This window comes from Kitasatospora sp. NPDC001540, assembly GCF_042894345.1.
Classification (GTDB): domain Bacteria; phylum Actinomycetota; class Actinomycetes; order Streptomycetales; family Streptomycetaceae; genus Kitasatospora; species Kitasatospora phosalacinea_C.
Genome location: NZ_JBIAVO010000013.1, coordinates 130,353 through 152,080, shown reverse-complemented (window position 1 = coordinate 152,080; position 21,728 = coordinate 130,353). Strand labels below are relative to the sequence as shown.

The 21,728-nt window shown below is 75.5% G+C and carries 25 protein-coding genes; 7 read left to right on the top strand and 18 right to left on the bottom strand.

Annotation, left to right across the window (positions count from 1 at the left end):
- Nucleotides 1-43: 43 nt before the first annotated feature.
- Nucleotides 44-967, bottom strand: coding sequence for a GDSL-type esterase/lipase family protein (locus ACFY00_RS18065; RefSeq protein ID WP_388032470.1), 924 nt, complete (start codon nt 965-967; stop codon nt 44-46).
- Nucleotides 968-1,100: 133 nt separating this feature from the next.
- Nucleotides 1,101-1,451, bottom strand: coding sequence for a DoxX family protein (locus ACFY00_RS18060; protein WP_388032469.1), 351 nt, complete (start codon nt 1,449-1,451; stop codon nt 1,101-1,103).
- A 126-nt stretch (nt 1,452-1,577) separates the two neighbouring features.
- Here ACFY00_RS18060 and ACFY00_RS18055 point away from each other — a divergent pair, with 126 nt between their 5' ends.
- The gene (locus tag ACFY00_RS18055; protein WP_388032468.1) at nt 1,578-2,429 is read left to right on the top strand and encodes a LysR family transcriptional regulator; all 852 of its coding nucleotides are present in this window, start codon (nt 1,578-1,580) and stop codon (nt 2,427-2,429) included.
- A gap of 128 nt (nt 2,430-2,557) precedes the next feature.
- Here the strand turns inward: ACFY00_RS18055 and ACFY00_RS18050 are convergent, their stop codons facing one another.
- From ACFY00_RS18050 to ACFY00_RS18020, 7 genes are all read right to left on the bottom strand, one after another.
- On the bottom strand, nt 2,558-3,049 hold the full coding sequence (locus ACFY00_RS18050) for a rhodanese-like domain-containing protein (protein WP_388032467.1): 492 nt from the start codon (nt 3,047-3,049) through the stop codon (nt 2,558-2,560).
- Between the two features lie 136 nt (nt 3,050-3,185).
- Nucleotides 3,186-3,815, bottom strand: coding sequence for a TetR/AcrR family transcriptional regulator (locus ACFY00_RS18045; RefSeq protein ID WP_388032466.1), 630 nt, complete (start codon nt 3,813-3,815; stop codon nt 3,186-3,188).
- Nucleotides 3,816-3,842: 27 nt separating this feature from the next.
- Nucleotides 3,843-4,805 carry a quinone oxidoreductase family protein gene (locus ACFY00_RS18040; RefSeq protein ID WP_388032465.1) on the bottom strand — a complete coding sequence of 321 codons (963 nt, stop codon included), beginning with the start codon at nt 4,803-4,805 and terminating at the stop codon, nt 3,843-3,845.
- Between the two features lie 311 nt (nt 4,806-5,116).
- Nucleotides 5,117-5,512: a hypothetical protein gene (locus ACFY00_RS18035; protein WP_388032464.1), complete on the bottom strand. Its 396-nt coding sequence runs from the start codon at nt 5,510-5,512 to the stop codon at nt 5,117-5,119.
- Nucleotides 5,512-6,186, bottom strand: coding sequence for a class I SAM-dependent methyltransferase (locus ACFY00_RS18030; protein WP_388032463.1), 675 nt, complete (start codon nt 6,184-6,186; stop codon nt 5,512-5,514). Before ACFY00_RS18030 ends, ACFY00_RS18035 begins: the two co-directional genes overlap by 1 nt.
- A 77-nt stretch (nt 6,187-6,263) precedes the next feature.
- Nucleotides 6,264-6,914: a DUF6928 family protein gene (locus tag ACFY00_RS18025; protein WP_388032462.1), complete on the bottom strand. Its 651-nt coding sequence runs from the start codon at nt 6,912-6,914 to the stop codon at nt 6,264-6,266.
- Nucleotides 6,915-6,944: 30 nt separating this feature from the next.
- Nucleotides 6,945-7,499 carry a hypothetical protein gene (locus tag ACFY00_RS18020; protein WP_388032461.1) on the bottom strand — a complete coding sequence of 185 codons (555 nt, stop codon included), beginning with the start codon at nt 7,497-7,499 and terminating at the stop codon, nt 6,945-6,947.
- Nucleotides 7,500-7,656: 157 nt separating this feature from the next.
- Here ACFY00_RS18020 and ACFY00_RS18015 point away from each other — a divergent pair, with 157 nt between their 5' ends.
- Together ACFY00_RS18015 and ACFY00_RS18010 are read left to right on the top strand one after the other, a co-directional pair.
- Nucleotides 7,657-8,574, top strand: coding sequence for an acyl-CoA thioester hydrolase/BAAT C-terminal domain-containing protein (locus tag ACFY00_RS18015; RefSeq protein WP_388032460.1), 918 nt, complete (start codon nt 7,657-7,659; stop codon nt 8,572-8,574).
- Nucleotides 8,575-8,837: 263 nt separating this feature from the next.
- A complete protein-coding gene (locus tag ACFY00_RS18010; protein WP_388032459.1) occupies nt 8,838-9,908 on the top strand; it encodes a hypothetical protein in 1,071 nt (356 codons plus the stop codon).
- Here the strand turns inward: ACFY00_RS18010 and ACFY00_RS18005 are convergent.
- Both ACFY00_RS18005 and ACFY00_RS18000 read right to left on the bottom strand, forming a co-directional pair.
- The gene (locus tag ACFY00_RS18005) at nt 9,905-10,390 is read right to left on the bottom strand and encodes a MarR family winged helix-turn-helix transcriptional regulator (protein ID WP_388032458.1); all 486 of its coding nucleotides are present in this window, start codon (nt 10,388-10,390) and stop codon (nt 9,905-9,907) included. The two genes, ACFY00_RS18010 and ACFY00_RS18005, sit on opposite strands and share 4 nt — an antisense overlap.
- A gap of 109 nt (nt 10,391-10,499) precedes the next feature.
- Nucleotides 10,500-11,360 (bottom strand): nitroreductase/quinone reductase family protein, encoded by an 861-nt coding sequence (locus ACFY00_RS18000; RefSeq protein WP_388032457.1) that lies wholly within the window; start codon nt 11,358-11,360, stop codon nt 10,500-10,502.
- A gap of 361 nt (nt 11,361-11,721) precedes the next feature.
- Here ACFY00_RS18000 and ACFY00_RS17995 point away from each other — a divergent pair, with 361 nt between their 5' ends.
- Together ACFY00_RS17995 and ACFY00_RS17990 are read left to right on the top strand one after the other, a co-directional pair.
- On the top strand, nt 11,722-13,179 hold the full coding sequence (locus tag ACFY00_RS17995; protein ID WP_388032505.1) for a ricin-type beta-trefoil lectin domain protein: 1,458 nt from the start codon (nt 11,722-11,724) through the stop codon (nt 13,177-13,179).
- A gap of 32 nt (nt 13,180-13,211) precedes the next feature.
- Nucleotides 13,212-15,392, top strand: coding sequence for an RICIN domain-containing protein (locus tag ACFY00_RS17990; protein WP_388032456.1), 2,181 nt, complete (start codon nt 13,212-13,214; stop codon nt 15,390-15,392).
- A gap of 60 nt (nt 15,393-15,452) precedes the next feature.
- Here ACFY00_RS17990 and ACFY00_RS17985 read toward each other — a convergent pair whose 3' ends face one another.
- Nucleotides 15,453-15,845, bottom strand: a complete 393-nt coding sequence (locus ACFY00_RS17985) for a VOC family protein (protein WP_388032455.1) — start codon at nt 15,843-15,845, stop codon at nt 15,453-15,455.
- Between the two features lie 122 nt (nt 15,846-15,967).
- On the opposite strand from ACFY00_RS17985, the gene ACFY00_RS17980 reads away from it, so the two are divergent.
- Nucleotides 15,968-16,600 carry a VanZ family protein gene (locus ACFY00_RS17980; protein WP_388032454.1) on the top strand — a complete coding sequence of 211 codons (633 nt, stop codon included), beginning with the start codon at nt 15,968-15,970 and terminating at the stop codon, nt 16,598-16,600.
- Nucleotides 16,601-16,636: 36 nt separating this feature from the next.
- Here the strand turns inward: ACFY00_RS17980 and ACFY00_RS17975 are convergent, their stop codons facing one another.
- The 6 genes from ACFY00_RS17975 to ACFY00_RS17950 all read right to left on the bottom strand — a co-directional run bounded on the left by ACFY00_RS17975 (nt 16,637) and on the right by ACFY00_RS17950 (nt 21,166).
- Nucleotides 16,637-17,521, bottom strand: a complete 885-nt coding sequence (locus ACFY00_RS17975; RefSeq protein WP_388032453.1) for a class I SAM-dependent methyltransferase — start codon at nt 17,519-17,521, stop codon at nt 16,637-16,639.
- 97 nt (nt 17,522-17,618) lie between these two features.
- Nucleotides 17,619-18,197 (bottom strand): helix-turn-helix domain-containing protein, encoded by a 579-nt coding sequence (locus ACFY00_RS17970; RefSeq protein WP_388032452.1) that lies wholly within the window; start codon nt 18,195-18,197, stop codon nt 17,619-17,621.
- Between the two features lie 24 nt (nt 18,198-18,221).
- Nucleotides 18,222-18,515: a hypothetical protein gene (locus ACFY00_RS17965; RefSeq protein ID WP_388032451.1), complete on the bottom strand. Its 294-nt coding sequence runs from the start codon at nt 18,513-18,515 to the stop codon at nt 18,222-18,224.
- A 23-nt stretch (nt 18,516-18,538) separates the two neighbouring features.
- Nucleotides 18,539-19,024, bottom strand: a complete 486-nt coding sequence (locus ACFY00_RS17960) for an Appr-1-p processing protein (protein ID WP_388032450.1) — start codon at nt 19,022-19,024, stop codon at nt 18,539-18,541.
- Between the two features lie 198 nt (nt 19,025-19,222).
- The gene (locus ACFY00_RS17955) at nt 19,223-20,206 is read right to left on the bottom strand and encodes an LPXTG cell wall anchor domain-containing protein (RefSeq protein ID WP_388032449.1); all 984 of its coding nucleotides are present in this window, start codon (nt 20,204-20,206) and stop codon (nt 19,223-19,225) included.
- A gap of 789 nt (nt 20,207-20,995) precedes the next feature.
- Nucleotides 20,996-21,166, bottom strand: coding sequence for a hydrophobic protein (locus tag ACFY00_RS17950; RefSeq protein WP_388032448.1), 171 nt, complete (start codon nt 21,164-21,166; stop codon nt 20,996-20,998).
- Between the two features lie 153 nt (nt 21,167-21,319).
- Here ACFY00_RS17950 and ACFY00_RS17945 point away from each other — a divergent pair, with 153 nt between their 5' ends.
- Nucleotides 21,320-21,493, top strand: coding sequence for a CsbD family protein (locus ACFY00_RS17945; protein WP_388032447.1), 174 nt, complete (start codon nt 21,320-21,322; stop codon nt 21,491-21,493).
- Nucleotides 21,494-21,728: the final 235 nt, after the last annotated feature.

Sequence of the window (21,728 nt, the reverse complement as noted above, 5' to 3'; positions counted from 1 at the left end):
CCCCGTCCAAACGATTTACGACTCCGCTCGGCGACCGTGGCGCCTACAGGGCGGTGTCGACGAGGTGCCGGTGGAGCAGGTCGTGCCCCTCGGGCGTGGGGTGCAGGCCGTCGGCGAGCAGGTCGGGGCGGTCGCGCAGCGGCTCCCACAGGTCGAGGTGGTCGACGTGGTGCGCGGTGGTCCAGGAGCGCAGGCTCTCGCGCAGGGCCGCGGCGCGGGCGCGGGTGAAGGACAGGCCGTCGTAGCGGGGGGCGCGGTCCTCGTCGAGCCAGAGCGGCCCGACGACGACCAGCCGCGCGCCGTGGGCCCGGGCCGTCGCCGCCAGGGCGTCGAGGCTCTCCTCCCAGCGGGCCGGGCCGTCGCCGGCCCCGGCCGCGGCCGCGTCGTTGATGCCCGCCGCGACCACGAGGGTGTCGGGGAGGCGGGCCGGCAGCAGGGCGGGGGTCTGCTCGGCGACCTCGGCGAGGGTGGCACCGGGGACGGCGAGGTTGAAGACCCGGTGGTCGGTCTCGTTGCGGGCGATGTGGCCGGCGGCCAGCCGGGCCGCCCAGCCGCCCCGCGGGTCGCAGCGGCCGTAGGCGATGCTGTCGCCGACGATCACGATGCGGGAGGCGGGGCGCAGCGGCCGCGCGTCGAGGTAGGCCCAGGCGCTCGCGCCCGAGGAGAGTCGCACCCGGCGGCGGACGTAGTCGTCGACCTCGTAGGCGTCGGCGGCGGCCAGGTCGGCGTCCGTGAGGTGCAGGACGGCGCCCCGGACCTCGGCGCCGATCCGGCGCTCCAGCGTGAGGTGGACGTCCAGGCCGCTGGTGGCGACCACCTCGGGGTCGGTGATCCGGAGGGAGCGGGTCGTGTGCCCCGCGAGCGCGTCCGGCGTCCGGGGGACGGCCCGCCCGAAGAGGGTCCGCTGGACGCGTTCGTCCAGCAGGGTGCCGAAGGAGAACAGGGCGTGCGGGCGGGGCTCGTTCACGGGGGTGGGTCCTTCTGGTGCGGGGCGCGGGAGCGCCCCTCATTGTTGAATTGCTCAACTGTATGACGGCCCTCCCCGCGGACCGCGGGCGGGGCCGGAGCGGGTGCGGGGCACACCGCCCCCGGCTACCCGGCTACCCGAGGGACAGCCACAGGGCCGCGGCGGCGGCCGCGAGGAGGGTGAGGTTGAGGGCGATGCGGCGGTCGCCGCCGGTCAGGTGGACCGGGATCGCGCCGAGTTGGAGGAGGACCAGGCCGGCCGCCGCGGCGGGGGCGGGCCAGGGGGCGAGGGCGCCGGGCACCAGCAGGCCGAGCGCGCCGAGGAGTTCGAGGGTGCCCAGGGTGCGCAGGGCGGGGAGCGGGACGCGGTCCACCCAGGCCATCATCGGGCGGAGCCGGTCGGGGCTGCGGAGCACCTTGAGGGCGCCCGCGTAGAGGTAGAAGAGGGCGAGCGGAACGGCGAGGATCCAGTGGGCGGTGCGCATGGCTGCGGTGCTTCCCGTCGGTGCGTGGGCGTGGGCGTGGGTACCACCGACGAGTCCACCGCCGGGGCCGGGCGGCTGTCCAAGACCGGTTCCGCGCGGCCGATACCGGCTGGGTATCGTCGCAGCGTGGAGCTACGGACCCTGCGCTACTTCGTGGCGGTCGCCGAGGAACTGCACTTCGGCCGGGCCGCCCGCCGCCTGCACATCAGCCAGCCGCCGCTGAGCCGGGCGGTGCGGCAGTTGGAGGCCGACCTCGGCGCCCTGCTGCTGGTGCGCTCACCCGCAGGCGTCGCGCTGACCCCGGCGGGCGCGGTGCTGCTGGCGGAGGCCCGGACGCTGCTGGCGGGCGCCGAGCGGGCCCGGCTGCGGGTGGGCGCGGCGGCGGGACGGGCGGGCATCACCGTCGGCATCCTGGGTGACGCCACCGACCCGGGCGTGCTGCGGTCGGCGGCCGCCTTCCGCCGCAGCCGTCCGGAGGTGGACGTCCGGGTGCGGGAGACCGACCTGACCGACCCGACCTGCGGGCTGCGCGCCGGGCTGGTCGACGTGGCGCTGACCCGGGCGCCGTTCGACGAGTCCGGTTTGGAGGTGCGCACGCTGCGGGCCGACCCGGTGGGGGCGGTGGTGCGAGCGGACGACCCGCTGGCCCGCCGCGAGCGGTTGCGGCCGGACGAGTTGGCCGACCGGCGCTGGTTCAGGTTCCCGCCGGACACCGACCCGCGCTGGCAGGCGTACTGGCACGGCGGCGTCGAGCGCGAGGGGCCGGTGGTGCGCGGCGTCCAGGAGTGCCTGCAGGCGGTGCTGTGGAACGGCACGGTCGGCCTGGCGCCGCTCGGGCACGAGCTGCCCGCCGGGCTGGCGGTGGTGCCGCTGGACGGCCTGGCGCCCAGCCGGGTGGTGGTGGCCTGGAACGCGGGCGACCCCGACCCGCTGGTGCGGGCCTTCGTCGAAACGGCGACCGCCGCGTACCGCGCCTGAACTCCCGAGCGGGGGCGGCGGGTTCCGCAGGCGCAGGCTCCGCGAACGCAGGCCCAGCAAGCGCGAACCCGGCAGACGCAGGCCCGGCAAGCGCAGGCTCCGCGAAGGCAGCTTCCGCAGGCGGAGGCTCAGCAGGCGCAGGAGATGCCCGAGCGCGGGGCGGTCAGGTCGTCGACCGGGCGCTGCTCGCTGCCTGCGGCGGTGTCGTACGCGAAGCCCTCGCGGGCCCAGTACTCGAAGCCGCCGAGCATCTCCTTGACCCGGTAGCCGAGGCGGGCGAAGGCCAGCGCCGCGCGGGTGGCGCCGTTGCAGCCGGGGCCCCAGCAGTAGGTGACCACCGTCAGGGACGGGTCGATCGTCCCCGGCGCGAGCTCGGCGATCCGCGCGGTGGGGAGGTGGACGGCGCCGGGGATGTGCCCCTGGTCCCAGGCGGCCTTGCTGCGGGTGTCGACCACCACGATGCCGGGCACGCCGGAGGCCAGGTCGGCGTGGACGTCGGAGACGTCCGCCTCGAAGGCGAGCCGGGCCGCGTAGTGGGCGGCGGCCTCGGCCGGGGCGGCGGCGGGGACGCTCAGGACGGCGCTGGTGACGGTGGCGGGGGCGGTGACGGTGGCGGACATGGGGGTGCCTCTTCCTGGCGGTGCGGTGCGGGGGTTCCGGTGGCCGGTGGGCCCGTTGCGGTGGCCCCGGTCGGCGACGGCTCCAGTCTCGCGCTCCGCGTCCCCGCCCCACGAGTGGCGTGAGCGCCTACGACCGTCAAGATCCCGCCAGCCCCGCGCACCCCGTGGCGCACCCCGTCGCAGGGCCGCGCAGGCGGGCGAGGCCGCTGTCCAGGGCGGCCTCCAGGTGGGTGGTGGCGCCGGTGGCCATCAGGATCAGCACGCCGCCCTGGATCCCGGCCACCAGGGCGGCGGCCTCCCGGTCGGCGTCCAGGCGCGGGTCGGTCGCGCCGTCGGCCTGCAGGTGGCGGATGCCCGCGGCGAGTTGGCGCTGCCACTGGGCGAGCAGTTCGCAGGTCACCGTCCGGGCCGCGTCGGTGGCCCGGCCGAGCTGGGCGAGCGCGGTGTGCAGCGGGCAGTTCGCGCCCTGGGCGCGGTAGCGGGCGAGGAGCTTGTCGCGCCACTGCCACCAGGCCTCCCAGGAGGTGAGGGCGCCGAGTTCGGGCTGCTGGTCCTCGAGCACCCGGTCCGCCTCGTACCGGGCGACGGCGAGCAGCAACTCGTCCTTCCCGCCGGGGAAGTAGTGGAAGAGCTGGCTCTTGCTGGTCGCGGTGCGGGCCATCACGTCCTCCAGCCGGGCCCCGAACACGCCGTGCTCGCGGATCTGTTCGGCGGCGCCCTCGACGATGCGCCGCTTGGTGGCGGCGCCCTTGCGGGTGAGCGGCACGGTTCTCCTCCGGTGGGGACGGGTCGGTCAGGGCAGCAGGACCAGCTTGCCGGTGGTGCGTCGGGACTCCAGGTCGGCGTGCGCGCGGGCGGCCTCGGCGAGCGGGTACCGGCCGGTGACCCGCTGGACCAGCCGCCCGCTCCGGACCAGGTCGAAGACCTCGCCGGAGCGCCGCACCAGGGCCTCGCGGGTGGCGACGTGGTGGTGCACGACCGGGTAGCTGAGCAGGATGCTGTGGGGCAGGTCGGTGGGCCGCAGCGTCGGGACGCCCATGAACGGGCCGTAGTAGGCGTGCACGCCGTGCGGGCGCAGCGCGAGCTGGGAGGAGCGGAAGGTGTCGGCGCCGCCGCCGTCGTAGACCACGTCGGCCCCGCGTCCGCCGGTGAGCTCGTGGACCTGCTGCTCGAACCCGGCGCCGGAGTGCACCAGCACGTGGTCGGCCCCGGCCTCCGCCGCCACCGCCGCCTTCTCCGGCCGGGAGACCAGGCCGATCACCCGGCCGCCGCGGGCCTTCACCAGCTGGGTCAGCAACCGGCCCACGCCGCCCGCCGCGGCGTGCACGACGGCGGTGCTGCCGGGGGCGACGGGGTAGGTCTCGGTGGTGAGGTGGTTGGCGGTCAGGCCCTGCATCAGCAGGCCGCCCGCGATCTCGTCCGGCACCTCGTCGGGCACCTCGACCAGCGCGTCGGCCGGGACGGCCACCAGCTCGGCGTAGCTGCCGGGGTGGTAGAACCAGGCCACCCGCCGTCCGACGGCCGGGCCGGTGACGCCCGCGCCGAGCGCGACCACGTACCCCATCCCCTCGACGCCCGGCACCAGCGGCAGCGCCCAGCCGTGCCAGGGCTGGGAGCGGACGCCGACGTCCATGTAGTTGACCCCGGCCGCGCCCACCCGCACCAGCACCTCGCCGGGGCCGGGCACGGGGTCGGGGAGTTCGGTCCAGCGCATGGTCCCGGGGCCGCCGTGCGCTTCGATCCGGATCGCGTGCATGGGTTCTGCGCCTTCCTGCTCGGGCCCGGTTCCGTCCGGGCACGCCCAGCACGCTAGGCAGCGAAAAATGGACCGGCAAGTCCAGAAACGCGGCCGACGCGCGAGCGGTTCACGCCCGCCGTCGACCGGTGGGAGCGCGTTCGAGGAGCCCTACCGCCTGGACGTCACGGGCCGCGAGCGGGTGCCCCGACTGCCCACCGCGGCCCACGACTCCGAGAGCGCGTGCCGCCGACTCGACCTCTCCGTACGCCTGCGCGCGTTCGTCCGCGGCGAGCACCCGGTGAGCTGCGCCCTCCGCCCGGGTGCCGCCCCTACGCGGAGGCGCCGCCGCGGCCCCAGCGGGCGTGGGCCCGTTCGAGCTCGGTCAGGTACGGCCGCAGGTCGAAGCGGACCTCCTCGACGAGGCGCCCGTCGGCCCCGGGGTACATCAGGCCGCTCCAGACCACGCGCAGCCCGCGCAGCCGCACCCGGATCTCGACCTCGGGCCCGTCCTCCTCGGTCACCACCGCCGACCGGGCCCGCTCGGCGGGCCACAGCGGGCCGCCCGGCCGCAGCAGTTGCCCCGGCGGGGCGCCGACGGCGGCGGCGTGGCTGCGCGTGATCAGGTCGAGGCCGTCCACGAAGAGGAAAGTGTGCACGTCCCGGCACCGCGGCGGCCCGGGGCAGACGTCGATCAGCAGCTCGCCGAGGCCGTCCCGCCGGGGCATCAGTTCCCGCCTGCGGGGCGGGCGGCCGACTGGTCCGGGGCGCGGTACACCAGCAGGTACCGCCAGAACAGCAGTCGCCGCATCCGGAAGCCCGGCAGCAGCACGGCCGCCTCCCGCCGCGTCTCGGCGTAGCTCATCCGCGGCGGCGCGACCGGTGCCCGCACCGCCCCCGGACCGGCCGGCCGCCCGCCCCGCACCCGCTCCGTGAGCGCGACGGCCACCCGCGCGGCCGCGTTGACGGGCACCGCGGCCAGGCTCCACGCCCAGTCCGTCCGCGAGCGCTCCGGGTAGCAGCCGAGCACCACCAGCACCCCGCCCGGCGCCAGCGACTCCCGCAGCGTCCGGACGGTGTCGAACGGCATGTGGTGGAGGCTCGCCAGGCAGGAGACGAAGTCGTAGTGCCCGCGCGGCAGTTCGACCTCGGTGACGTCCGCCTGCCGGAACCGCGGCCCCTCCCCCGGCCCGGCGGCGGCCGTCAACTCCCGGGCCGTCAACTCCCGGGCCGCCGCGACCGCCTCCGCCGCGGGGTCGACCGCGTCCACCGCGATCCCCCGCGCCGCCAGCCGCCGGGCGAACCGGCCCGTCCCGCAGCCGACGTCCAGCGCGGTGCGGCAGCCGGGGGGCAACTGGCGCAGCAGGAGGCGGTGGTAGTGGTCGTTGTGGTCGAAAGGCATGCGCACGACCCTGCCACAGCCCGGCCCCGTCCGGTACGGGATCCGACTGCGGCCGGACGCCCGCGCGTCCGGCGGGTTCAGGGGCCGATCGGGCCCCGGGCCGTGAAGCCGTGGAGCCCGATGGCCGTGCCGTCGACGTCGTCGGGCCCCGGCGGGCCGTCGAGGACGAGTCCGCAGAGGGCGCGCAGCGCGGAGACGCCCAGTGCCAGGGCGTGGAACGGCAGGGCGGCCGGGTCCTCGGCCCGTTCGGGCCAGGGGACGGTGGCGGCGTTCCGGTCGGCCTCCCAGTAGGGGGCTTCGAAGGGGAGCCGTTCCCCGAGGTCCTCGATGAACCCGTCGTCGGGGCACAGGCTCAGTGAGCGGACGAGTCGCCCGTCCTCCCACACGGCGAAGGCGAACCGGTCGACGACGCTGTCCATCGCGTGCATCACGAGCCGCCGACCGGCGCTCGCCGCGACCAGCCCGGCCGGGAGCGTGGACGGTTGCTCGGAGACCAACCGTTGGTCGCACACCAGATCGGCTGCGGGGAAGCTCGCCGCGCAGACGTCCCCGAAGGCCGGGGCCGTCCCTTGCCAGAGGCCGACCGGGGCCGTCGGCTCCAGCGTCCGGCCCGGGGTGAGCCGCCGCAGCATCGCGGTGGTCCGACCGGGGTCGGCCGTACCGGCCCCGCGCAGGCAGTCGGCCACCTCACCGTCCGCGTACACCAGCAGCGAGGTTCTGAACCCCACGGCTCCACCTCCTCGTTGACGTGCCGACCGTCACGGCCGCGGTAGGGGCACGGCCGCCGCGCCCTGCTGTTCCACCCGCTCCGCCAGGGCGGTCGCGGCGCGGATGACCGGCTCCTCGTCCCGGCCGTACAGGACGGCGGCGGGTCGGCCGGTGGGACCGACGGCGGCGACGACGGCCCAGCGGGGGCGACCCAGGAGTTCGCGGATCAGCCAGCGGGTGGCGCGGTAGAGGCCGAGCAGGAGGAGGTACGGGACGACGAGGAGGAGCACCTCTCCGCCGCCCGAGATGTCGGGCGGCCCGTGGGACGGCCGGAAGGCCCTGGCGACGGCATCGCCGCGGCTGAGCCGGACCACGGCGATCCGCACCGGTACGCCGTCCGGTCCGGTGACCTCGGTGTGGCTGCCCGCCCCGCCGCGCTCCCCGTCCGCCCAGGAGTCGCGTTCCGCCTGCTGCGCCTCGGCCAGGCGGCGGGCGCGCTCCACCGCGTTCCGCTCCTGGATCCGCTTCTCCAGTGCCTCGACCCACTCCCGTTCCCGCCGCAGCCGCTCCGCGCGGACGGCGGGTTCCTCCCCGGTTCCCGTCACGGCACCAGGCTAGGTCCGTCGGCCGTCCCGGGCGGCGGGAGCGGCAGCTCTGTGGGCGAACCGTGACAAGGGCCCGGTGGGCGGGGCCGGTTGGCGGTCCGGCCGGGCCGGGGTGCCTGTGCGAGAGTGGGGGGATCCGACGGGGAGGGAGCAGCGGGTGGAGATCGTCGAGCGCGCGGTGGCGGGCCCCTGGGAGGGCGTGCGGTGCGGGCCGGTCGGGGGTGGTGCGGTCGGGGTGGTGGTGCTGTCGGGGTCGAGCGGACGGGTGGAGCGGGCGCGGGCCCGGGTGCTGGCCGCGGCGGGGCTCGAGGTGCTGGCGTTCCGCTGGTACGGCGGGCCGGGGCAGCCGCCGGGGATCTGCGAGGTCCCGTTGGAGACCTTCACCGCCGCGGTCGACCTGCTGCGGGCGGACGGGGTGCGCCGGATCGGGTTCCTCGGCACCTCGAAGGGCGCGGAGGCGTCCTTGCTGACGGCGGTGCGCGACCCGCGGGTGGACGCGGTGGTGGCGCTGGCGCCCACCGCCGTGGTGTGGTGCAACGTCGGCCCGGGCGCGGACGGCGCGGACCGCCCGTTCCGCTCCTGCTGGACGTGGCGCGGGCGGCCGCTGCCGTTCGTCCCGATGGACGAGGCGTGGACGCCCGCCGAGCCGGAGGGCGTCCCGGTGGCGATCCGGGGCTGGTACGAGCGCAGCGAGCGGACGTTCGCCGGTGCGCTGCCCGCGGCCGCGATCCCGGTGGAGGAGTCCCGCGCCGAGTTGCTGCTGGTCGCGGGCGGCGCCGACGCGATGTGGCCGTCCCTGCCGTTCGCCGAACGGCTGCGGGAACGGCGGGAGCGCTCCGGATCCGCCGGGGCGCCCGTCCGCCTGGTCGGCGACCCGGAGGCGGGCCACCGAGTGGTGTTCCCCGGCGAGTCGCCGCTGCCGCCGTCCCCGGTCCACGACCACGGCGGCAGCCCGGCGGCGGACGCCCGGCTGGGCGCGGCGGCCTGGCCGCACGTCCTGGAGGTGCTCGGCGGCGGCCTGCTGCGCCCGGACGGCGACGGGGACGGGGCTGGAACCCAACTGCGGGTCGGATAACCGGCCTTCGCGACCTCCCCGGCGAGGGCGGCGGGTCCCGGGTACGGGTTCGGCCCGTGCCCGGCCCGGCGCGTTCCGGGGCCGCCGCCCCGCAGCAGGTCGAACAGCCGGGCGGAGGCCTGCACGCCGCACGGTGGACACCCGGGCGCACCGATGCAGGGGCCCGACGAGGCGCAGGGGCCCGACAACCGGCCCCGCCGACCCCCCGCCTAGGGTGGGGCGGCCAGGCCCCGTCACGCTTCCGTCCGCGCAGGAGAGAGCCCGTGTCCGTCGCCGCCCGTCCCGTCGCCACCGTCGCCGCTCCGCTCGGTCCGCTCCCGGCGGCGGCGCCGTGGTGGGCGGCGCTGCCCGGGGGGCGGGGGACGGTGGTGCAGCAGGGGGACGCGGAGGTGGCGGTGGGCGGGGTGCGGGTTCCGGCGCCGTGGCCGCGGCGGTTCGGGGAGGTGACGGTGGCGCCGGGGCTGGTGGTGTTCACGGGGACGCACGCGGTGCGGGCGGTGGCGGCGGACGGGGCGACGGTGTGGGAGGTGCGGCACGGCTGCTGGGTCTGCGGGGAGGTGCACCCATCGTTCGCGGCGTACGCGGACGACCCGGACCACGACTCCCCCGACGGCGGTTCGGCCGCGTTCGGGGCGGACGGCGCGCTGCTGTGGGTGCACGTGCGGGGGCCGCTGGAGGAGGACGCGGACCTGACGGACGACCAGGAGCTGTGGCTGGTGCTGGACGCCGCGACCGGGCGGGTCCTGGGCCGGGCGGCGACGGACACGGTGGCCTCGGGTTCCCTGCACACGCCGGATCCGGACCCGGCCCGGATGGGGTTGAGCATCGGCCAGGGCGAGGAGGGCTCGCCCGCGCTGCGGGGGCGGTGGGACGGGCGGCGGCTGGCCGTCGAGTGGCGCGAGGAGGAGTGGGTGCTGCTGGCGGCGAGCCCGTCGGGGCGGCGGCTGCTGGCGGTCGACACCGGCCAGTGGTCGCTGCACCTGCTGGACCCGGATAGCGGGGAGGTGCTGGCGAGGCTGAACGCGGAGGAGGCGGTGCCCCCGCCGCCGGGCGACGACTCCCGGGTGCACTGGGACTTCGACGCGACGTTCCTGGACGAGGACACCCTGCTGGTGGGGACGTCCGAGTCCGACCTGGGCAGCGGTCTCGCCCGCCACTGGCTGGTGGACGTCCGGTCCGGCGCGCTGCCGGAGTTGGCGCTGCGGGGCGCCGTCGCCTACCCCGCCGGTTCCGCGGTCGCGGGCCCGGTCCGGGCGGCGGGCGACGGCACCTGGGCGACGGTGGCGGCGGACGGCGGCGCGGTGCACCTGTGGGAGCTGTCCCGGGAAGCCTAGGCGCCGTCGGCGGTGCCCTGTTCGTAGGCGGCCATGGTGCGGACGAACAGGGCGCGTTCGGCGGGGGTGAGCGGGGCGAACGCGGCCTGCCAGGAGGCGGAGCCGTTGGCGAGCCAGCGTTCGACGGCGGTGCGGGTGGCGGGGTCGGCGGTCAGCGAGACGATGGTGCGCCGCCGGTCGGCCGGGTCGGGGCGGCGTTCCAGGACGCCCTGGCGGGTGAGGTCGCCGACCATCAGGCTGGCGGTGGTGTGGGCGACTTCGAGGCGTTCGGCGAGGGCGCCGACCGGCATCGGGCCGTCGAAGACCAGGTAGGCGAGGAGCGAGAGGTGCCGGGGCGCGAGCTGGAACCCGGCCAGCGCCTCGGGGACGGCGGTCCGCTTGACCCGGGCGGCGACCCGGGGCATCAGCAGCAGCATCGCCCGGACGGCGTCGTCCGCGGACAGCCCCTCCGCGGAACCGGCGGAGGCCAACGGGCCGGTCATGCGCCCTCCCGGCAGCTCATGCACCCTCCCGGGCCGGTGCGCGGTCGGTGCGCGTCGAGGTCCGGCCCCGCCGGTCGCGGGGCCGGACCTCACGGTACCGGACGGCCGGTCAGGGCTGCGGGTGCGGGGCGGACGCGGCGAGCAGGTGCTCCTCCTCGTAGGCGAAGTGGGCTTCGAGCCCGTCGGTGAGCCGGTCGAGTTCGGCGCGCAGCGCGGCGGGATCGTCGGCGCCGGGGGTGGCGAGGTGGGCCTCGAAGCGGGCGAGCGCCTCGGCGACGGTGCGGTGGTCGGCGCGCAGGCGGTCGAGCGCGGGGGCGAGTTGCGGGTAGCGGCGCTGGAAGGCGGTGAAGGCGCCCTCCTCGCGGATGTGGTGCATGTCGAGCCCGTGGCAGAAGCTGAGGCAGCGGGCGCGGAGCTGGGCGGCCGGGTCGGGGGCCGGGGCGGGCGCGGCGCCGTTCAACTGGTCGCGCAGGTCCGCGAGTTGGCGGCGCAGGTCGGCGTGGTGGAGGCGGAGTCCGGCGACGATCGCGGCGGGCAGGGCGGGGTCGCCGGAGAGGTCGAGGGGGTGCAGGGCGACGACCGGGATGTCCCGGTCGGCGCGGGCGGCGTACTCGGCGAAGGCGGGGACGCGGCGGGCCTGTTCGGCGTACTGGCGGGCGCGTTCGTCGGGGTCGAGTTCGACGGGGCGGACGGAGTGGGCGACGGTTCCGCCGCGTCCGTCGGGGAGTTCGGCGGTGCCGCCGCCCGCGGCGAGCAGGTTGCGGTACCAGAGCGGGTGGCGCGGGCCGCCGCCGTTGGAGCCGAAGACGAGGAAGCGTCCGGCGTCCTCGCGGTAGACGAGCGGGGTGGTGCGGGGCCTGCCGGTACGCCGCCCGGCGGTGGTGAGCAGCAGCAGGTCGGGGAATCCTTCGACCCGGCCGCCGTTGGCCCGGAACCGTTCGATGACCTGCTGGTTGAAGTCCTCGGCCATGGCGTGCCTCTCCGTGTGGCTCTCCGTCGCGCGGTCCCTCGTCGGTGCCGCCGTCGATTCATATTTGCAAGCAAATACAATCTAGGCACACCCCGGCGCGGCGGTCAACCACCGCCCCGCTCCGCACACGTCCTTCGACTCCTATACGCACGGGGGTTGACGTGGCCGCGCCGACGCCCCTAACTTCACGTCTTGAAAAAGGTCCAGACCAAAGTCGGCAGGGCTGCTGGCCACCACCACGTCGCTCCCCCGTCCGGGGGATGCGCCGCCCTGCCCGCACCACTCCGGACGCTCCCTCAGGCATCGCTTCGCGTTCACTTCATGAACGAGTGAACGTTCTCCCCCACGAGGAGCCGCCTTGATCCGCACCCGTTCCGGCGCCCGTTCCAGCGCCCGTTCCCGCACCGGCCTGCGCGCCGCCGCGGCCGCCGCCGCGCTGCCCCTCGCCGCCTCCGCCCTGCTGGTGGCCGGCGCCGGCCAGGCCGCGGCCGCCGCCAACGCCGGTCCCGGCTTCCCCGCGCACTACGCGGCGCCGTACCTGGAGACCTGGAACTCGCCGAACACCCTGGCGGACGCCCGCACCAACGGCGGGCTGAAGTACGTCACCCTCGCCTTCGTGATCAGCGACGGCAGTTGCAACGCCACCTTCAACGGCAACACCCCCGTCACCGACGCCGGTTGGACCAGCGCGATCAACGCGCACCGGGCCGCGGGCGGCGACGTGATCGCCAGCTTCGGCGGCGCCGCGGGCACCGAGCTGAGCCAGGCCTGCACCAGCGTCTCCACCCTCCAGGCCCAGTACAAGCGGGTGGTGGACGCGCTCAACCTGACCAGGATCGACCTGGACATCGAGGGCGGCGCGCTCAACGACACCGCCGCCAACGACCGCCGCAACCAGGCGCTGGCCCAGCTCCAGCAGGCCCAGGCGGCGGCGGGCAAGCGCCTGGACGTCAACTACACGCTGCCGGTCAGCCCTTCGGGACTCGAATCCAACTCGCTCAGCCTGCTGAACAACGCCAAGAGCCGCGGGCTGACCGTCAACGCCGTCAACATCATGACGATGGACTACGGCTCGCCGATGGACATGGGCCAGGCCGCGATCAGCGCCGCCAACGGCCTGCACACCCAGCTCGGCCAGATCTGGACGTCCAAGACCTCCGAGCAGCTGTGGGCGATGGAGGGCAACACCCCGATGATCGGAGTCAACGACACCACCTCCGAGGTGTTCACCACCGCCAACGCGCAGTCCCTGGAGACCTTCGCCGCCTCCAAGGGCATCCAACTGCTCGCCTTCTGGTCCCTCGGCCGCGACAAGGCCTGCGCCAGCAGCGGCACCCTCTCCGACACCTGCAGCGGCACCCCGCAGTCGGCGTACCAGTTCGCGAGGACCTTCGACGCGCTCACCGGCGGCTCCACCACCCCGCCCCCGAGCGGCCGCACCGGGCAGATCACCGGCTACGGCGGCAAGTGCGTGGACGTGGCGGGCGCCAACTCCGCCAACGGCACCGCCGTGCAGCTCTACGACTGCAACGGCACGGCCGCCCAGCAGTGGACGGTCGGCACCGACGGCACGATCCGGGCGCTCGGCAAGTGCCTGGACCTGACCTCCGGCGGCACCGCCAACGGCACCCAGGCCCAGCTGTACGACTGCAACGGCACCGGCGCCCAGCAGTGGCAGGCCCAGTCGAACAGGACCCTGGTCAACCCGGCCTCCGGCCGCTGCCTCGACGCCACCGGCCCGTCCTCCGCCAACGGCACCCGTCTGCAGGTCTGGGACTGCTTCGCCGGCGCCAACCAGCAGTGGAACCTGCCCGCCTGACCGCCCGCCGACCCGAGAAAGGAGCGACACCCATGCGCAGCAGCACCAGACTCCTCCCGCTGACCGCCACGGTCGGCCTGCTGGCCTCCTCCGCCGTCCTGCTGGCCCCCGCGCCGTCCGCCCTGGCCGCCGTCCCGACCGGGGCGACCACGCTGGTGGCGCAGAACTCCGGCAAGTGCGTGGACGCCGCCGCGGCCGCCACCGCCAACGGCACCGTCGTCCAGCAGTACGCCTGCAACGGCACCACCGCCCAGCAGTGGCAGGTCCAGGACCTCGGCAACGGCTACGTCCGGATCAACAACCAGAACGACACCTCGAAGGTGCTGGACGTCACCGACGTCTCCACCGCCGACGGCGCGAAGGTCCAGCTCTGGACGTACGGCGGCGGCCTGAACCAGCAGTGGCAGGCCGTCGCCGAGAGCGGCGGCGCGTACCACTTCGTCAACCGCAACAGCGGCAAGTGCCTGGACGTGCCGAGCGCCTCCACCGCGGACGCGGTGCAGTTGCAGCAGTACGCCTGCAACGGCACCGCCGCGCAGTCCTTCACCTTCGGGAGCACCGTCACGAACCCGCCCGGCACGCCCGACTTCGGGCCGAACGTGACCGTCTTCGACCCGTCGACGCCCGCCGCCACGATCCAGGCCAAGCTGAACGCGGTCTTCGCGCAGCAGGAGACCAACCAGTTCGGCGCCCAGCGCCAGGCCCTGCTGTTCAAGCCGGGCAGCTACAACGTGGACGCCAACGTCGGCTTCTACACCCAGGTCGCGGGCCTCGGCCTGTCCCCCGACGACGTCACCGTCAACGGCGCGGTGCACGCCGAGGCCGACTGGTTCCAGGGCAACGCGACGCAGAACTTCTGGCGCTCCGCCGAGAACCTGTCGGTCAACCCGACCGGCGGCACCGACCGCTGGGCGGTCTCCCAGGCCGCGCCGTACCGCCGGATGCACGTGCGCGGCAACCTGCAACTGGACGACGGCGGCTGGTCCTCGGGCGGCTTCATCGCCGACTCGAAGATCGACGGCCAGCTCCGCTCCGGCTCCCAGCAGCAGTGGCTGTCGCGCAACGCGCAGTGGGGCAGCTGGACGGGCTCCAACTGGAACATGGTGTTCGTCGGCGACGTCAACGCGCCCGCCAACTCCTTCCCCAACCCGCCCTACACCACCGTGGGCCAGACCCCGGTGGTGCGCGAGAAGCCCTTCCTGTACGTCGACTCCGCGGGCGCCTACAAGGTGTTCGTCCCGGCGCTGCGCACCAACACCTCCGGCACCACCTGGGCGGGCGGCGCGCAGCCGGGCAGCTCGCTGCCGATCGACCAGTTCTTCGTCGTGAAGCCGGGCGCGACCGCCGCCGACATGAACGCGGCGCTGGCGCAGGGCAAGAACCTGCTGGTCACCCCGGGCGTCTACCACCTGAACCAGCCGCTGAACGTCACCCGGGCCGACACCGTGGTGCTCGGCCTGGGCCTGGCCACCCTCGTCCCGGACAACGGCGTCACCGCCGTGGACGTCGCGGACGTGGACGGCGTGAAGCTGGCCGGGCTGCTGATCGACGCCGGGACGGTCAACTCGCCGGTGCTGATGCGGATCGGCGCCGCGGGCTCCACCGCCGACCACTCGGCGGACCCGACCTCGCTGCACGACGTGTTCTTCCGGATCGGCGGCGCGGGCGTCGGCAGGGCCACCCAGTCGCTGGTGGTCAACTCCAACAACGTGATCGGCGACCACATGTGGCTGTGGCGCGCGGACCACGGCAGCGGCGTCGGCTGGACCAGCAACACCGCCGCCAACGGACTGGTCGTCAACGGCAACAACGTCACGATGTACGGCCTGTTCGTCGAGCACTACCAGCAGACCCAGGTGATCTGGAACGGCAACGGCGGCCGCACCTACTTCTTCCAGAACGAGCTGCCGTACGACCCGCCGAACCAGTCCGCCTGGACGAACGGCACCACCCGCGGCTACCCGGCCTACCAGGTCGCCCCCGGTGTCACCACGCACGAGGCCTGGGGCCTGGGCTCCTACGCCTACTTCAACGTCAACCCGGCCGTGGTCGAGGACCACTCCTTCGAGGCCCCGAACCGCTCCGGCGTCCGCTTCCACGACATGGTGACCGTCTCGCTGGGCGGCACCGGCACCATCGCCCACGTCATCAACTCCACCGGCGGACCGTCCGACTCCACCACCAACGTGGCCAACCTGGTCGCGTACCCGTAGGCCCGGCCCCCGCCGGAGAACGGCCGCCCCCTCCGTGCGGGAGGGGGCGGCCGCGCGTTCTCAGTCCCGGGCCGCCGCCGCGGACCGCTCCGCCGCGCTGCGCAGCACGCAGAACTCGTTGCCCTCCGGGTCCGCCAGCACCGCCCAGCCCGTGCCGTCCGCGTCGCGGTGGTCGCCGACCAGCACCGCGCCGAGGGCCAGCAGGCGTGCCACCTCCGCGTCCCGGTCGCGGTCCTCCGGGCGCAGGCACAGGTGGACCCGGTTCTTGACCGTCTTCGCCTCGGGCACCTGGTGGAAGTACAGCACCGGCCCGTCCGCCACCAGCACCTGCGTCTCCCGGTCGCCCGGCCCGCACTCCGGGTCGACCCAACCGCCCGTCACCCCGCTCCAGAACCGGGCCAGCCGGTACGCGTCCGCACAGTCGATCGCCACGTTCTGCACCGTCGAAACCATGCCCGTGAGTCTCCCCCACCGACCCGCCGGACGGCGAACGGGCGTGGGAGCGCCGCCACGGGGTATCCGGCGCAGGCACGGAACCGGGTGGTGGAGCGCAGGCGCGAAGGAGGGCCTCGACGGTGGGCAGCGAGCGGACGGCGGGTGTCGGGCGGGGGGAGCCGGTGCGGGAGGGCGGCGGCCGGGCGGGGCGGAGCGTCCCCTGGTGGCACCGGAGGCAGGAGAAGCAGGGGCGGAGCGGGCCCGCGCCCGCCGCCGACACCCCGGCGGCGGAGCGGCCCCGGCAGCCGTTCCTGCTCCGGTCCGGGCCGCTGTCCGTCGCCGTCCGGCTGCTGGTCCTGCTGGCCGGGCTGGTGCTGACCGTGGTGTTCGCGGTCGGGCTGGCCCGGGCGACGCTGGTGCCGGTGCCCGGCGCGCGGGACCTGGTGCACCCCAACTACCACCTGGGCGCGTCGATCCGCGGCTACCTGGACCAGCCCGCCGTCCGGGCCGCGGTGCAGCAGGTCGGCGGGAACGTCCTGCTGGGCGTGCCGTTCGGCGTGCTGCTGCCGGTGCTGTTCCCCCGGCTGCGCAGCGTGCTGGCCGCGACGGCGCTGACCGCGCTGGTGATGGTCACGGTCGAGGCGGCGCAGGGCCTGCTGGTGGAGGGGCGGGCGTTCGACGTGGACGACGTGCTGCTCAACACCCTCGGCGCCCTGCTCGGCCACCTGGTGCTGGGCCGCCGGATCGGCCGCGCCCTGTACGAGCGGCACTGACCCCGGACGGCCGCCCGCCGCTCGGCAACGGGCCGTTCAGCGGCGGGCGGCCCAGACCCGACGCTCGGTGCGCACCGCGAGGTCCGCGCGCCGGGCGACGCTGTCGGGGCCGTCGGCGTCCAGCAGGCGGTCCAGGGCGGCGAGGTCGGCGGGGTCGAGGTGCTCGGCGACGGCGGTGCGGATCCGGCGCAGGGCGGCCAGGGCGTAGCGGCCGACGGAGGGGTGCTCGGTGGCGGCGACCCGGACGGTGACGGTGCGTTCGCCGGTGACGGTGAGGCCCGCGGCGGTCAGCACCGGGCCCCAGTCGGCACCGCGGTGGGGCACCTGCTCGGCGTGCATGCGGTCGGTCGCGGCGTGGCAGCGCTCCTCCAGGCCGGGGCGCTCGGCGGGGGCGTCCGGCGGCAGGAAGCGCGGGAAGCCGGCCAGTTCGACCAGGGCCAGCAGGCCGTCCGGGGCGAGGAGCCCGCGGACCTCGCGCAGGGCCCGCCCGGGGTCGGCCAGGTGGTGCACCGAGGCGGAGGCCCACACCAGGTCTGGGGTGCCGAGGTCGGGCCAGTCGGCGGCGTCCAGGTCGGCCTGCACGGTGGTGACCCGGTCCGCGAGGCCCAGCGCCCCGGCCTTCTCGCGCAGGCGCAGCAGGTGCCCGGGCGAGGCGTCGACGGCGGTGACCCGGGCCCCGGGGAAGCGGCGCAGCAGGGCGAAGGTGCCGGCGCCGGTTCCCGCGCCGAGGTCGACGATCCGCTGCGGCGCGGTCTCCAGGGGCAGCCAGTCGGTGATGGCGGCGAGGTGGTCGGCGAGCACCTCGGCGTCGAGGTCGAGGACCTCGACCAGGGCGGCGTCGTCCTCGGCCGGATGCGGGTGCTGGTGCTGGTGGGTGTGGGTGTGGGTGTGGGCACTGGTGCGGGCGTGCGGGTGGCTCATGGGGCCACCGTACGGCGGTCATGCGCCTGGGGCACGCGTCCTCCCGGAATGCGCAAGAGCTTGCCCCTCCCGCATGCCGCAGGCGCAAACCGCCCGGTCAGCGGTCGCGCGGGCCGGGGTCGGGCCGGTGGCCGCGGCGGGCGTCCCGGTCGAAGATGCCGAGCACCTCGCACGGGCCGCCCTCCGCGCCGATGGCGTGCGGCAGCATCGTGGGGAACTCGGCGGCCTGGTGGGTGGTGAGGCGGATCCGGCGGTGGCCGAGCAGCAGGACCGCGGTGCCGGAGAGCACGACCAGCCACTCCCGTCCGGGGTGGGCGCGCATCCGGGCCGGGTTGTCGGGCGGCGGCTCGGTCATCCGCTGGCGCACCACGCTGATCCCGGGGTCGCCCCTGACCGGCCAGCGCATCGTGCCGTGCCGGGCGTCGACCGTCGGGGTGATCACCACGTCCTCGGCCGCGGTCTCCACCAACTGGTCCAGGGTGGTGTCCAACGCCCTTGCCAGCGTGACCAGTTGGTCGAGCGCGAGGCGGCGCTGCCCGTTCTCGATCCGGCTCAGCGAGGACTGGCTGAGGTTGGCCCGGGCCGCCAGTTCCTCCAGCGACCACCCCTGGGCCAGCCGCAACGCCCGGATCCGCTTGCGGACCAGCCCGTCCAGGTCACCGGCGTCTTCCGTCATGTCCGGCATGCTAGTGCCGGGCGTTCAGCGGCGACGGTCGATCAGGTGCCGCACGTCCGGCTTGCGCGGGGCCCGCCAACGCAGCCGGTTGCCCAGCCCGACGCCGGTCGCCGCGACCGCGCAGCCGGCCAGGATCAGCGGCAGGCTCCCCAGCCGGACCCCGGCGCCCGCCACCACCAGCCCGGCCGGCCCCAGGTACTCCCAGCCCGACCCCGACCCGCGCAGCACGATCTCCGCGCACATCAGGGCCACCAGCACGATCAGCACCAGGAGGCCGAGCACCGGCACGCCCTCCGGGTGCGGCAGCGCGATCCGCATCCGCCCACCCCCTCGGGGGGACCCTACTGCCCGTGGTCGTAGACCGTGACGGGCACGCCCCGGTCGGTCAGGCGGGCGGTGACCAGGGGTTCGACCCGCTCCCACTTACCGCCGGCCAGGCCGCAGCCGATCCGGGGCATGTGGACGGAGGCGCCCAGGCGCAGGGCCTCGGGGGCGAGCGCGGCGAGGGCGGTGTCGATGGCCTCGTAGCGGACGGGGGCGCCGGTGGAGCGGGCGGTGCGGATGCCGCGCTGGCCGACCATGTTGGCGACCCAGAGGTGGGGGGTGACCTGGACCAACTGGAGGGCGCCGAGGCCGAAGTCGTTGCCGGCCCGCTCGCGGTGCCAGCGGCGGAAGGCGGCCTCGGGTTCGGGCCAGCGGCGGGAGATCGCGAGGACGAAGCCCCTGCCCCAGCCGCCCAGGTCGTTGCAGACGTGGGCGATGATCCGGGGGCCCTTGCCCTGGGGCGCGGTGGCGTCGCCGCGCAGGTAGGTGATCGTCTCGGCCATGTCGGCATCCTGGCAGCCGTCACCGACAGCGCGCCAAGCGTTTTCGTCATGGGGTCGGCCGGCGCTCCCGGACGACGGGCCGCTCGGACGCCGGCCCGGGCCTTCGCGGGAGAACGGGCGGGCCGGCCCGGCCGACCTGATGCCGATCAGGTGGCCGGACCGGCTCGCCCGTTCCGGGCGTGAGCCCGGGGTACGGGCCTACTGCGCCCGGTGGGTGTTGGTGCGGCGGCGGCGCACCAGGACGAGGGTGCCGGCGCCCAGGACGAGGGCGGCGGCACCGGTGGCGGCTATGGCGGTGGAGTCGCTGCCGCCGCCGGTGCTGGCCAGGCTGCTCTGGGCCTGCTTCTTGGCCTCGTCGACCGTGGTGGTGGAGGGCTTCTTGGTGGGCAGCCCGGACGGCGCGGCCGTGGGCGCGGCCGAGGACGACGCCGACGCGGACGGCTTGGCCGAGGCGGAGGGCTTGGCGGACGCGGACGCCGACGCCGAGGGCTTGGCGGACGCCGAGGCGGAGGGCTTGGCCGACGCGGACGCCGACGCCGACGCCGACGCCGACGGCTTGGCCGAGGCGGAGGCCGAGGCGCCGCCGCCGGGGGCGGTGATGGTGAACGCCTGCTTCGCACCCTTCAGGAAGTCGTCGCCCTCGGGCTCCTCCTCGGACTCGGAGGCCGGGAACAGGACCGCGTAGGGCTGGGCGGTGGCCGCACCGGCGAGGGCGTCGGCGGCCACGGTCAGGCGGACCTGGATGGTGACGCTCTTGCCCGCCGGGACGAAGACTACGGAGTTCTCGTCGGGCTCGGCGTCGTTGTCGAGGGTTCCCAGGATGAGCGCGGCGCCCGGGCCGTCGGGGCCCTCGTCCTCCAGGTGGGCGTCGACCCACTTGTGGGTGTACGGGTTCTGGAACTGGGCCTTGACCTGGCCGGTGGACAGGTCGCCGGTCGAGGTGAGGAAGACCACCGGGAGCGCGACCGCGTCGTCGCCGGTGTTGGTGACGGTCTCGGCGAAGGTGACCTGGGCCCCGCCGGCCGCGACGGTGGAGGGGAAGTCCTTCAGGGACACGGTGCCGCCGAGCTTGGGCGCGGCGGGAACAGCGGCCACCGCGGAGACGGCGGGAGCGGCCAGGGCCGCCGGGGCGGCCGCGAGGGCGACACCGGTGACCAGCGTCGTGGCGGCGGATACAGCCATGGCACGGCGCAGCTTCATGCAGACCTCACAGGGTCGACCGGCGCGCCGCGGCGCGTCGGCTCAGGGGGGAGGGACAGGGGATCCGCGCAGGCCAAGTGCCGTATGCCGTGGCGACGGCCCGGGATCCGGTGCCGGATCATACGCACAGAGATGAAGGCGCTGTGAAGGCGCCCCCGAGCTGCGGAGCGTCGAACTCCGCTTTCCCGGCGGCAAATCGGAACAATTCCGTCCGGATGCTCCTCCGAACCGGCTGCGGCCACGACCGACACCTGCGCACCGGAGCGGGCCCGACTCGCGACGGCGGGTCAAGGTCCGACAACGCCCCAGGTCACGGGCACGGCCCGCACCACGAGGACGAACCGCCCCGACTCCGGAGCGCCGGGGCGCGATGACTCGTGGCGCGCCGGGAAGCCCGATCGGCGGGCAGGGGGACGGCACTCTTGCTCCTCAGCCGATCCGGGGGCCCCCTTCGTGGTACTCGTCGCCGTTTCCAGGGCCGCGCTGCCGGTCGCGGTCCTGGAGCGCCGCACGGTGCTGTGCACCGACAGCATGCGCGCCGCCCGGCGCACCCCCGCGGGCCCGCTGCGCCGATTCCCGGGGGTTTCGTGAACGACCGGCATCCCATCGGCTTCTGGACCTTCGCCCGCTACGGCCTCCCCGTCACCGTCGCCGTCTGCGCCCTCTACCTGTGGCTGCGCCACTTCGCCCCCGCCTGAACCGCCGCCGGGGCCGGGCCCGCCGGTGGAACGGGGGGCCCGGCCCCGGGCGGTGCGGTGCGTCGGTGTCGGGTCACCAGCGGTACCAGCGGTGCCGGCCCCCGGAGGGGTGCGTGCCGCGGGCCGCGAAACCGACCAGCCAGAACACCAGGACGACCACGGCGGCCAGCCAGAGGATCTTCACCGCGAAACCGGCGCCGAACAGCAGCAGGGCGAGGAGCAGGACCAGCAGAAGGGGAACCACGACGACCTCCAGGGGCTCGACTGTCGCGGCCTCTGCTGCCCGGGACCGGGGCGGATATTCACCGGAATCTTCCGGCGGACACGGGGCACCCGAGTGTTCGTCAGCGAGGAGCCGACAGCCGACCGAGAGCCAACCGACAGCCAGGAGGCGGACATGGGAGCGGGCGACAAGGCCGGGAACACCGGCGAGAAGATCGAGGGCGCCGTCAAGAAGAACGTCGGCAAGGCCGTCGGCAACGAGCGCCTGGAGGCGGAGGGCCGGGTCGAGCAGGCCGAGGGCGACCTCAAGCAGGCCGGGGAGCACGTCAAGGACGCCTTCCGGCGCTGAACGGCCCACGCCCACCTCCGGGCTTCCGCTGCACCACGGGTGGCAGCGGACACCGACGCCGCCCCGGCGTGATTCCAGGTCTCCGCCGCGGCGGTGCGGCCGGTGGAGCAGCACCCGGCCGAGCGGGCCCCGGGCACCGAACACCCTCACCGGTGAGGTGCCCGGGGCCGTGCCGTATCCAGGCCTCGCACCACCCGCCACACCTGCACCACCCGTACCACTCGTCCTACCCGCA